Source organism: Terriglobia bacterium (assembly GCA_032252755.1).
GTDB lineage: Bacteria > Acidobacteriota > Terriglobia > Terriglobales > Acidobacteriaceae > JAVUPY01.
Map to the genome: position 1 here is coordinate 18,373 of JAVUPY010000073.1, position 11,858 is coordinate 30,230.

General features: G+C 58.4%; 11 protein-coding genes. All 11 read right to left on the reverse strand.

Features of this window, described 5'->3' with window-relative positions:
• Positions 1-81: 81 nt before the first annotated feature.
• Positions 82-957, reverse strand: coding sequence for a segregation/condensation protein A (locus ROO76_18940; protein ID MDT8070249.1), 876 nt, complete (start codon positions 955-957; stop codon positions 82-84).
• Positions 957-2,072: a tryptophan--tRNA ligase gene (trpS, locus tag ROO76_18945; GenBank protein ID MDT8070250.1), complete on the reverse strand. Its 1,116-nt coding sequence runs from the start codon at positions 2,070-2,072 to the stop codon at positions 957-959. Before trpS ends, ROO76_18940 begins: the two co-directional genes overlap by 1 nt.
• A 4-nt stretch (positions 2,073-2,076) precedes the next feature.
• Positions 2,077-2,736 carry a site-2 protease family protein gene (locus tag ROO76_18950; protein MDT8070251.1) on the reverse strand — a complete coding sequence of 220 codons (660 nt, stop codon included), beginning with the start codon at positions 2,734-2,736 and terminating at the stop codon, positions 2,077-2,079.
• Between the two features lie 129 nt (positions 2,737-2,865).
• Complete coding sequence (locus ROO76_18955; protein MDT8070252.1) at positions 2,866-3,453, reverse strand: hypothetical protein; 588 nt, start codon at positions 3,451-3,453, stop codon at positions 2,866-2,868.
• Positions 3,450-5,948, reverse strand: coding sequence for an AsmA family protein (locus ROO76_18960; protein ID MDT8070253.1), 2,499 nt, complete (start codon positions 5,946-5,948; stop codon positions 3,450-3,452). Before ROO76_18960 ends, ROO76_18955 begins: the two co-directional genes overlap by 4 nt.
• Complete coding sequence (gene lepB / locus ROO76_18965; GenBank protein MDT8070254.1) at positions 5,948-6,757, reverse strand: signal peptidase I; 810 nt, start codon at positions 6,755-6,757, stop codon at positions 5,948-5,950. The genes ROO76_18960 and lepB (ROO76_18965) overlap by 1 nt, the downstream gene beginning before the upstream one ends.
• Before the next feature lie 89 nt (positions 6,758-6,846).
• Entirely contained in the window at positions 6,847-7,731 is an 885-nt protein-coding gene (lepB, locus tag ROO76_18970) for a signal peptidase I (GenBank protein MDT8070255.1), read from the reverse strand.
• Entirely contained in the window at positions 7,728-8,483 is a 756-nt protein-coding gene (rnc, locus tag ROO76_18975; protein ID MDT8070256.1) for a ribonuclease III, read from the reverse strand. Before rnc ends, lepB (ROO76_18970) begins: the two co-directional genes overlap by 4 nt.
• A gap of 56 nt (positions 8,484-8,539) precedes the next feature.
• On the reverse strand, positions 8,540-9,460 hold the full coding sequence (locus ROO76_18980) for a hypothetical protein (protein MDT8070257.1): 921 nt from the start codon (positions 9,458-9,460) through the stop codon (positions 8,540-8,542).
• Between the two features lie 46 nt (positions 9,461-9,506).
• Complete coding sequence (locus tag ROO76_18985) at positions 9,507-11,024, reverse strand: hypothetical protein (GenBank protein ID MDT8070258.1); 1,518 nt, start codon at positions 11,022-11,024, stop codon at positions 9,507-9,509.
• Between the two features lie 163 nt (positions 11,025-11,187).
• Positions 11,188-11,856 carry a zf-HC2 domain-containing protein gene (locus tag ROO76_18990; GenBank protein ID MDT8070259.1) on the reverse strand — a complete coding sequence of 223 codons (669 nt, stop codon included), beginning with the start codon at positions 11,854-11,856 and terminating at the stop codon, positions 11,188-11,190.
• Positions 11,857-11,858: the final 2 nt, after the last annotated feature.

An 11,858-nucleotide genomic window follows, 5' to 3' on the forward strand; every position in this document is an offset into this window, starting at 1 on the left:
CCTCAGGGGCTAAAGCCCCCGCTATTCGCGCTACTTAACGGCACGGCTGAAGCCGTGCCCCTTCAAAACACGGAGCCACTTCTAGCGCCAGTCGTCTTTGACGGTGCTGGTGTCACCGAGTACCGAGTCGAACATGGTGTGCTTTTTGAGCACGATGTCGCCGAAAGTTTTGTCCTGGCGTGCCAGGATCGCCTGCAGACGGATCAGTTCGAGCAGCGCGAGGAACGCGCAGATCAGGGCCTGGTGCGAGTGCAGGTTGCGCAAGAGTTGTCTCAAACGCACTGGGCGATCCTCGATCATCATGCGGCGACGGACGAATTCGATCATCTGGCCGACGGTGACGGTTTCTTCATTGACGTCGATCATCGGGCGAACCTTGGCGCGCTCGAGGATCTGCTGGAACGTTTTTACGAGATCGATGACATCGGCGGCCAGTTCGGGCTCTGTGCCCTCGGCGTCGCGAAATTCTTTCAGTGCCGGATTGCTCAGGACGGCATCTTCGATCTGCTGCTTTTGCAGGAGCATCTGCGCGGCGGTCTTGAAGCGTTCGTGCTCGAGCAGGCGATCGACGAGTTCGGTGCGCGGGTCTTCACCTGGTGACGCGTCGGGATCGCGCGGGAGCAGCATCTTCGACTTGATGTGGATGAGCAGCGAGGCCATGTAGATGAACTCGGCGGCGACATCGACGTCGAGCTGCTTCATGTTCTCGACGTAGTAGAGATACTGCGCGGTAATCTTCGCGATCGGGATGTCGTAGATGTCGATGTTCTGCTTGCGAACGAGGTCGAGCAGGAGGTCGAGCGGGCCGTCGTAAACTTGGCTGACGGTGACAGCGAACGGGAACGGCTCTTTCTCGTCGACAGGTTTCTTCGGAACCTGTGCCACGCCCGCCGGCGTTGGCGATGAGGTGGAGCTGTTCGCGGGCACTGAGTGCGTTGTGTTCTCGACTTCAGCCACTACTTCGATCCCTCGGCAGAATTGACTTGGGGCGCCTCGTACTCGTGCGAGAGGTGGGCTGCCTTGCGCGCCAACTCCATGGTGTGCTCGGCGACGGTCCGGGCTTTCGCAGAGCCGGCCTCAAGGATATCCCAAACCAGCCTGGGTTTTTCCTCATAAGGACGGCGGCGTTCCTGGATGGGATTAAGGACCTTAAGCAAGTTGTCGGCAGCGCGGCTCTTGCACTCGATGCAGCCGATTCCGGCGCTGCGACAGCCTGCATTGACCCATTCGAGCGTGGCGGCGTCACTAAAAATCTTGTGGAGGTCGCCGACGGGGCAGACGTCGGGATTGCCGGGATCGGTGCGGCGGACGCGAGCGGGGTCGGTCACCATTGTCTTCAATTTCTGGCGGACGACTGGTTCGGGATCACTCAGCAGGATGGAGTTGCCGTACGACTTCGACATCTTGCGGCCGTCGGTTCCGGGGAGCTTCGCGGCTGGTGTGAGCAGCGGCTGCGGCTCGGGGAAAACCTCCCGCGTGTTGATGGTGACCGATTCGGTCGCCGACTTGAAGGCGTGGCGCTGGATCGGCTGGTCGAGCGTGTAGAACTGGTTGAAGCGGCGCGCGACTTCGCGCGTGAGTTCGACGTGCGGGACCTGGTCCTCTCCGACGGGGACGAAATCAGCCTGGTAGATCAGGATGTCGGCGGATTGCAGCAGCGGGTAGCCGAGGAAGCCGTAGGTGCCGAGGTCCTTGTCCTTGATGTTCTCGCGCTGCTCTTTGTACGTGGGGACGCGTTCGAGCCAGCCGAGGGGCGTGACCATGCTGAAGAGCAGATGAAGCTCGGCGTGCTGCGGAACGTGCGACTGGATGAAGAGCGTCGACTTTTCGGGGTCGAGACCGGCGGCGAGAAAGTCAGTGACGATTTCGATGGAGCTTTGCTTGACGCGCGTGGTGTCGGCGTAGTCGGTGGTAAGCGCGTGCCAATCGGCAACGAAGTAGAAGCAGTCGAAATTTTCCTGCAGGCGAACCCAGTTCTGCAGGGCGCCGACGTAGTGGCCGAGGTGAAGCTTACCGGTGGGTCTCATGCCGCTGAGGATGCGGCCCTTGGTTTTTGGTTTCGAGACAGTCATTTCATTAAGAGCCTAACAAACGCTGGGCGGAAACGGCCACGAATTGCTGAGGAGGTCCGAGCAAAAGCCAGAGAAGCTTGTCGCCGAAGAACACGAGGACGAACAAACCCATAGTGCCAACGGTGTCGTAGGCGCGCAAGGCGGATCCGGAGAGCGCGTGGCGCAGAACGTGGCTGCCGTCCAGCGGGGGCAGCGGGATGAGGTTGAAGACGCCGAGCAGAACGTTAATCTCTGCCAGGTAGAAGAACATCATGGAGATAGGCGTCAGGACTGATTCGCCGCTTATGGCTGCAGTGGCACGGCCGATGATGCCGATAATGAACAGGACGATGAGGGCGAATATAACGACGAGGAAGTTGCTGACAGGACCGGCAACGGACGTGAGTATGTCGTCCACGACTACATTTTTGAAATTTCGCGGATTGACGGGGGTGGGCTTGGCCCATCCGATCATGGGAAAGCCGCTGACGAGCGCAATAATGGGAAGAACGATCGTGCCAATAATGTCGATGTGCTTGATGGGGTTGAGGGTCACCCGGCCCAACATCGCTGCCGTAGGATCGCCCCGCTTGGCTGCCATCCACGCGTGAGCCGATTCGTGCACGCTTATGGCGAACAGGAAAGCTACCGCCTCATAGGCATAATCGACGTAATGGGGGTTCATGATTCTGGTTCTAGAGTAACAGAACTAAGCAATTAGCAATTAGCCATTAGCAACGGCAAAGGTGCGCTACGTTGGGCCGTCGCAAACCTAAACCTCAGTGCTTGCTGCTTACAGGTAATGGCTAGTTGCTTACTTTTGCGTGAGTGCCACCTGCGACTGCTGTACTACGGCGTTCTGGATGTTGTCGGGCAAGGAGAAGGTCGAGGTCATGCCGGCGTTCGGGTACTTGGGTTTGACGTAGTGCTGGATAAGATATTCAAGGGCAGCCTTGGGAATAGACACGCCATCGAGTTTTACTGTTTTAATCGTGACCGTACCCTGGCCGTTGGAGCCGCTGGCTTGAGCATCGGCCTCGACGTCGTGCGTGCCGGAGAAAAGGGCGGAGAAAATCGGATTGCCGCCGCCGTGGCCTTCGGACAAGTGGTCGAAGTCTACCTGTGAGGATGCGTGCACAGTGCCGGGGCTGAACTCGATTTTTACATCCGAGAGGCCCTTGGGGATATCGATGCCGCCTTCGCTGAGGTAAGCGTTCAGTTCATCCTGTGTAATCGTGGTTGTTTGCGGGTGCGACGGCGGATTCGAGGCGTTGCTCTCGATGGAGGCGACTTTTCTGTCCATGCTCAGATAAGCAGGGCTGTGACGGTCGGCCTGGGCGAGGAGGGCAAAGGTCGCCAGAACAATTAACGCAAGAAAGCAACGGTCGCGATTCGACATCATCGATGCAGGGCAGCCTCGGCAGTCCGGGCAGCGGGAGTCGCGGTCACGCGCGGTTTCTCCAGGGTGCCAGTGACCTGATATGCGGTACCGTCGGCTCGAATGAACTCGAGTTGCAGGTCCTTCGTCGGCTGTACGGTTCCGCTAACCTCATAGATGCCGGAAACCGTCCGCATTTTGCTTGCAGAAACACGGAAACCTTCAGGGGACCATTCGCAGCTTCCGTCCCAGAGAGGAAACCGGACGGCGGGAGTGCGACCGTCTAAGGTGAGATGGCGGAGCGTGCCGTTGCGCCATTGGAACCGGCAGCCCCCCTTCGCGCTGGCGTACAGGTCCGAGGCCTGCCAACCCGACAGTTTGACTTCGTAGGTGCCGCTAACCGTCCCTGTCCCCCACGAATCCTTCCCCAGAGCAGCCACATCGGCCAAAGAAACGCCGGAGACGGTCCCTGTGCCGCTGTAGCGTGGCTGGTCGCCAGTGAAGTCGGCGTTCCAGTTCCCAATATCCGTGCCCCCGAAGACATGGGCCTGAACATTCTTCAAGGCCAGCTTGCCATGATGCAGGTCGAAATTCATGCTGACCTTGTCGGCAGAAAGAGACTTGGCGACGAGATGCTTGATGGCGAGCGTGCCGTCGGCATCCCACGATGCAAGAACCGAGTGCTCGCCGCTGGTACCGAACAGTCGATACCACGGACGCTTTTTCAGGCGAGGATTCAGTAAGCGATTGACTTCGTCCAAGGTGATGTCGTCGGCCTGCAGGTCTACCTGGGAGACGCAGGGCTGGTCGTCTTCACAGTGCCGCGGAAAGGTAGCGGTTCCGGTGGCCTTCAGCGTGCCAAGCTCAGCATTCATTTTCCGCAGGGTGACCGTGTTCTGCTGAAGCAGGACGTCGGCGGAGGCGATCTTAACTGGGGCGGCGATGCCGGGAACCTCGGCGGTGAGGTTCTTCACCGCCATATTGCCGGTTGCGCTGGATTGTACGAAGCCCCTCCACTCTCCGGCCAAATGTGCGTTCAGAGTTGCTGTGCCCTTCAACTGGATTCGAGGCACGCCGACGCCGGCGGTTCGGGCAAGATTCAAGATACGAGCGACCTCTCCCTCACCGGTCACGGTGAAGTCATATCCCTCGCGGGAAAACCATCCAGAGGCAATCGCCGGTGTTGCGAGCCCAAGGGCGACGGCAAACGGTTCGACTTCGAGGCGGGGCTCGAAGGGAGTTTTCGATTTCTTCTTTGGTGGTTCGGCGGTTGCCAGTTGAATCTTGCCGAGCGTGAGATCGGAGTTGAGGAGCGATGATTTTAGAACGAAACCTGTGGTCTCGCCTGCGCCGGTGAGTACAGGCTGTGGGGAGTTGGCATCCCTGCTGAGTTCGAACTTCCCGGATACGAGACCGTCAGCAGTGAGGTCGTTGGGAAGGTCGCGCTTAGCATGACGAGCTACGGACGTCACCCAGTTCATGGGGACTTTGTCGGCATCGAGTGCGACGGCATAAGAATCGGCTTTCCACCCCTGCATTGAGCCTTGCAGAGTGACGTTACCGTCGCCGGTTGGAATCACGCATTGGACATTGTCGACGGATTGGCGGATGCTGCTGAGCTGCCCTGTGCAGCGCGAATGAAGGTTGAGCGCTTCGCCTTGCATGATGTCGTACCGGCGGAAATCCTGAAGCGAAGTGTCGGTGACAAAATTGAGATCGGCAGGGGTTCCGGTCAGGTGGCCGGAGAGGTCGAGTGCTCCGCGCCAGCCGCGGTCCCGGCCGAAGATGAGCCGGGTTAGCTGGCCAAGCTGGCTGCGCTCGACCCCGACGCTCATGTCGACTTGGGTGTCCCGCAACCGGTCGGCGCGGCGAAGAGTGCCCTCGGCGCGAACGAGGCCGGTATCGGCTACGGGAATGTCAGTGCGTACGGGCTTTGCTTCCAGGCGCAGGCGCAGTTCGTTCTCGCCGGGACTCCAGACGGAAAATTTCGCTTCGGTAAAGGCGAAGACCTGCTTTTCAAGGCCGTACTTGAAATTAATCCGGCCATCGCTGGCTTCTATATACGGAAAACGCGGACGCGACTGGGGTCGGATGGCGGTCGTCGGGGCGGCAGCGGTTTTCGACGCGTGATAGAGAAGCGACTCGACGTTCCAGTTGCCGTCGTTCAGCCGAACGAGGTTAAGACTGGGATAGCTGAGGCTGAGGCGTGCCAACTCCAGGCGTCCCCGCCAGAGGGAACTGATTCGGAGGTAGGCGGTAACCTGGTCGGCGCGAAGGATCGGCTCGGCGCTGTAGGCGGGATCGTCGCCGATAGTGAAGTTTTCGAGATCAAAGCCTGGCTGCGGGAGAAGGCGAAGGCTAATCGAGCCGAACGTGACGGGACGCTCGAGGGCGCGGCTCATGGCATCGGCAATGTAGGCGCGATAGCGTCCCAGGTTGACGAACGGGGGGAGCACCAAGGCGAGGAAAATCACCAGGATGATCAATCCCGGGATGTGCCGCCGAACTACCTTGGCCATTAATGCACCACTCGGAACATCCGCGACCAGCGTGTCTGGTCAAAGAAATGGAAGATCACGTGGAACATGTATGAGACTCGGTCACCGAGAGAGGTTCGTTCGTATTGCCCGGCAGGCTCTTCAAACGACCAGTAGATGAACATGGGGCGTCCGATTATATTCGCCCGTGGAATGAATCCCCAGTAACGGCTATCGAGACTTACGTCGCGATTGTCACCCATTCCAAAGTACTCACCGGGCGGAACGACGAGATCGCCGCCCTCTAAGTGCGAGGGCATCGTGAGCTGCCACTCCGGCGTAACATCCATCCCCGGCTCTGGTGAGACCGCGGGAAAGTCATCGCGGTAGGGGATGATGTTCGGGTCGATGTGCCGAACGTACTTCTCATCGAGGGGTTGGCCGTTCAGGTAAACGGTTTTGTTCTGAAGGTGAATGTGGTCTCCGGGAACGCCGATCACGCGTTTGACGACATAGAGGCCCGGAGTTGACGGCGAGAGGAAGACGACGATGTCGCCGCGCTTGGGATTGCGATAGGGGATCAGGTGGTCGATCCAGTGTGTCGGCGGAGCGAGGTTGACACGGTCAACGAAGACGTGATCGCCGATAAGGAGCGTGTTCTCCATGGAACTGGAAGGAATCTCGAACGCCTGAAGGCAGAAGGTGATGATGAACAAGCCGACAGCAAGCAGGGCAGCTATGGACTGGATAAACTCCGCCGTGGTTTCTTTCGGCTTGGGCGGCTTTTCCGGTTCGACTGCTTTCTGTTTGACCTTGGACTTCTTCTTCGGCTCGAGGATGTCTTTTGCCACGTGCGGTCGTATTCTCCAGAGGGTCTAAAGTTTAACGGCGGAGGACCTCAGAGGCCAAAGCCTCGAACGAGTGCCCCCTAAGCGACAAGTTAGCGAACGAGAGTGAACATTCTGTGCCAGCGCATAGAATGCCAACCGCGCTCGATACGGGATATCAGACCTGCCAGTTTATCATCTGCAGTGCCCTCATCCGTATACACATCGGCGGGATTGCGCTGGCGGACCGACCAGTAAATGAGAAGCGGGCGGCCGACGATGTTTTCGCGAGGAACGAAGCCCCAGTAGCGGCTATCGTAGCTCTCGTCACGATTGTCTCCCATGGCGAAATAGCAGTTCCGCGGAACGATAAGTTGATGATCCTCGGTGAGGCGCAGCAACTCGCGGGCCCAGGCGCCACCAAGGTGCTCTGGCCCAAGGTCGCCGTTGGGAAAATCGTCGCGGAATGGAATGACAACGCTCTGGCTGTGAATGGCGTAGGGTTCGTTTAGCGGCTTGCCATTGACGAATACCTGCTTGTCAATGAGGCGGATGTGGTCGCCAGGGACTCCAATCACTCGCTTGACGAAGTGCTGCGAAGGGTTCACGGGATAACGGAAGACGATAATGTCGCCGCGCTTGATCTTCTGGTAAGGAATCAGCCAGTCCCAGATGCCGGCAGGACCGTAATGAGCCTTGTCGACCAGCAGGTAATCGCCGATGAGCAGCGTGTTCTCCATCGATTCCGAGGGAATCTGGAATGCCTGCACGATGAAGGTAATCACGAACACCGCGATGATGACCGTCACGAGAAGGGACTGAACCGTGCCGACCCACCCGGTATCAGGTTCGTGGTTTCGGTCGGAGGCAGGAATGGGCGGGGGCTCGGTGACCGAAACCGGTGCGGCGGTTTCGGGTAGGGTCGGTGCTTCGACGTCGGCAGATGGGGATGCCGTCGGTTGCGTTTCCGGGGCGAATTGATTGCCGGTTTCGTTCACGCTGGCGTGGCCTGTGTTTCTGCCTGCCGCTGCGCCTCAAAATGCGTCAGGACGCGATGAGCTGCGTTCTGCTCGGCGCGCTTCTTGGTAGATCCTCGTCCGCTGGCGGAGAATTCGACGTCACCGGTTCGTGATTGCACGCGAGCCTCCACAGTAAATGTACGCCGGTGAGCCGGACCATGTTCCTTCAAGAGTGCATAGACGGGCTGAGGACGACCGGTGGCGTGGACGAATTCCTGCAAGCGGGATTTGTAATCGGCGACGCTCGGAGCTTCGTCCGGATGCCTTTCCAAGCGCCGAAATTCCGGCGCGAGGATGCGGTTGAGGATGAATTTCTCCGCGACAGGAAGACCGGCATCCAGATAGAGCGCGGCGAGAATGGCTTCGAGCGAGTCGGCGAGTAGGGTGGCCTTGGCGCGTCCGCCGCTCTTTTCTTCGCCACGGCCTAAACGAAGGTATTGCCCGATACCGAGACGCTTGGCCGCGCGTACGAGATGCTCGGTGCTCACCAGGTGCGCTTTGAGCTTCGAGAGATGCCCCTCCTGATGCTCGGGGAAGCGACGGAAGAGTTCCAAGCTGGTCACCAGACCCAGAACGGCGTCGCCTACGAACTCCATCTGCTCATTGTCAGGGCCCATGCCCTGATTTTCCCGAGCATGAGAACTGTGCGTCAGAGCCTGTTCGAGCAGTGCGCGATTCTTGAAGCTATGGCCGAGCTTCGTCTCGAGCGCATTGAGGGCGGGTGCTGTCATCACGTTGCGGGTGCTCGCGGCCGGCTTTGGACCGGCCGCGAGGAAGTTAACTCGCCTTACTGCGGTTGTACGGGTTCGGGCTGCGGAGAACTCGGTGTCGGAGCAGCAGCAGGCTTAGGTGCATTGACCAGTTTCTGGAGGCGGATCTTTTCCTGGGTCGCCAACTGTGTTACTTGGGGAGCCGCACCGGGTATTGCCAGAGTCTGGTTCGCGGCTTCTAAGGCTTCGGGATATCGCGCAGCTTTGTCCAGAGCCAGAGTGTAGCGGAGATAGACGGTTGGGTCGGGATCGCCCTTGGTTACTTCGATGGATTGCTTGAAGTTGTCGGCCGAACTGGCGTAGTTCTTGTTAGTGTAGTCAGCCATACCCATGATGGAGTACGCGCTGCCTCGGATTTCATTCTTGATTTTGGTTACCTGATCAGCGGGCATGGTCGGTGGAGCGGGGAAGTCGGTGACGGTTTCGAGCGCATGCTTTGCGTCTTTCGTCGCCTCAGCGAGGCGCTGATCCTTGTCCAGGTCGGTCTCGCGAGTACGGCTTGCGATGAGTTCGCCGATGCTGACCAGGACGGTCGGATCATCCGGGTTGTAGCTCAGCGATTTGCGCCCCATTTCAAGAATCTTGTCTTCGTTCCCGGCCTGCTGATAAGTCGCCATGGCTCGCTGATAGACCGCAGCTTTCAACTCGCTGTCCGGGTACTTGGCAACAAAGTCATCGGCGGCTTTTTCCAGCGCGGCGGGATCGGTCATCTGCACGATCGCCGCGTAAGCGTTGAATTCCTCTTTGGTCTTGGCTTGCGGCTGACGCTTTCCGGGAGGTACAGCGGCGGCCTGTCCTGCTGCCGGCTGTTGCTGCTGCTGGCCCTGAGCTGCCGGTTGGGAGTTCTGGTTGGACTGCGTGTTGCTCTGTGCCAGCGCCATACCGGCGGCAAGCAACAATACAGCGGGGAGGGTGACGAGATTGCGAACTTGAGTCATGTTATGTCTCCACGGAGGCGTTGATTCGCATCCGTTCTTAATGAAATTAGTTCTGAGCTTGTGGCGGCCTGAACTGCTCTTTCAATCCGTTTTCAGCGGCGTGCTTGATATCTGGACTATTGTCGCCGGAGTCGAGGGCGGCCTTGTAGTGCTTCAATGCTTCAGCACGCTCATTGCTGAGATCCAAAATCCGTCCGAGATAAATGTGCGACCAAGCTTTCAACCGCGGGTTCGAAGTCGCTTCGATCGTTTGCGTGAAATACGATTTTGCATCCTCGGCTTTTTTCGTTGTCAGCGAGGCGCGCGCCAGAAGGAAAAGTGCTCGATCGGTGTCTTGATGCGCGTCGAGCGACTCATGCGCCAGTTTCTCAGCGCCGGTCACATCCCCCGAGGCCAAGAGACGCTCGGCCTGGTCGACGAGTGGGATACGCCGAGGCCCGGCATGCACGACTTCTTCGGTCGAAGTCCTGGCCCATGCAATCCCGCGGGCGCGCTTGACTTCCGATGACACGTCCATCTGCATCAGCCAGATTCCATAAGAATCGTTAAGGCCGGCCGGATCTTTTTCGAACTTCACGAGGCAGTCATAGAAGTACCGCGTGAGCACAAAGCCCTCGCTCATTGCTTTCTGCACTGCCGCCTGTCGCGGTTCCTCCGGCCCTTTGGGGCCGCCGATGAGCCGCGCTTCGACTGCACGAATGATGCTCTCGGTGATCAACAGAGATGCATCCTTCTTATAGCTGTCGTCGAGGGGCGAGTTTGCGACGGTTTCGAGGATGGGCGAAATCCGCTTCACCTGGTTAGCGCGCTTGAGAATGAGCGGGTCGAGAATGTAATGCAGATAGGTGTGGCGAATCTGGTCAATCTTGATTCCGTTGGTGCCGGGCGTGACGACCATGAAGTAGTCGTCGCCGTAATTCCGTGCGTTTACCTGTCCGGGCGCGCCCATCGGCTCCAAATAGACGACAAAGCTGCGTCCGACATAAGAACTTAACTGGCGCTTGAGATAGATGTCGGTGGAAAACAGCATGCCCGCGACTTGCCTGTGGTACTGCTCGATGAGTGCGTTGTAGTCAGGTTCGTGCCGTTTCCAGATGTTACCGAGTTCCGCGGTGATATAGAAATTCTGCAGCAATGGGATGGCACCCAGTACATAAACCGCATCAGGCGGCATGTCAGCTTCTTTGAGCTTCGGGCTGAGCGCCGGCGGATCATCGAGATTGAGCGCAAGCGAAACGTACTGAGCGAGATTGCGCGCGGCTGTCGGTTGGCGGTGGTCATTGTAGAACTGGCACAACTGCGAGAGAGCGTCCTGGGCGGCGACCGACTTTTCGATGTTGGCTCTTATGTCGTTGCGAATCTGGTTTCTCAGCGGCAGGGAAGTCGACAGATCTTCGTCGAAGCCGCAGGCATTCATTCCCGCAAGCACGGTGAAAATGCTCGAGTCGGTGTCGAGAGTAAGGCGCGGAGTTTCTTGCGCGAAGACGAGGGTCGAGCAGCAAAGAATCGTTGCGGCAAAGAGGGAGCGGGAGAGAATCCCCGAAAGGGCCTTCAGCAGTTTCATGGAAAAGGTCGGGACTTACCCTTCACAGTCTACGGAATTGCGGGCAGAACGTAAACCAGTTCCCAGTTCCCAGGTGCCGATTCCCAGTCAAAGCAGGTCGGGACTGCAAGGCAAGGACGAGGTTAGTCCCGCATATTCAGCATGCGGAACAAGCGGCTACAGTTCACCCTCTAACGTTCACCTTCGCGAACGACAGGACAGCGCGCCCGTTTGTGGGCTTGCCGAATGCTGTTGCCGGGCGGAAGGTAGTAAAAATCAACATTTTGTTCAGCTCGGGAACGAGATCTTTCGCGTCCTCTGGAGCTGACAATATCCGGTAATCCTGAACTCTGCCGTTGGCGTCAACGTAGGCTTCGACGACCAACGAGTCGGCATTGATTCCGTTCATCTCCAGGCCGAACGGCGAGAACGTCAGTTCCGGCGGGGTATAGAGCAGGGTCGGAACATCGTTGTTCGCCCGGCTGATCTGGGCAGGATAAAGCACTCCGATCAGCAGACCGAAGATGATGATGGCGCTGATCATTCCAGCAGTGGCCGGCACCATGAAAGCGTTGAAGGTATTTTCGAACCGCAAGCGCAGACCTTCGAAGGGCTTCTTCCGGCTTTGCGCGAGTTCTTGCGAGATCATCACGCGAAGTTTCAACGCAAGATCACGCGGCGGTTGCCTGCGTCCGAGGCCTGAAACCAATTTCTGCGTATTGCACAGCAGAGTGAACTCCGAACGGCAGGCCCTGCAGCTATTCAGATGCTCGGAGATTTCATGCATCCGCTTGCCGCTGATGGAGTGGTCCATGTATGACGAAAACTGGGGCTTTGCTTCGGAACACGTCATAG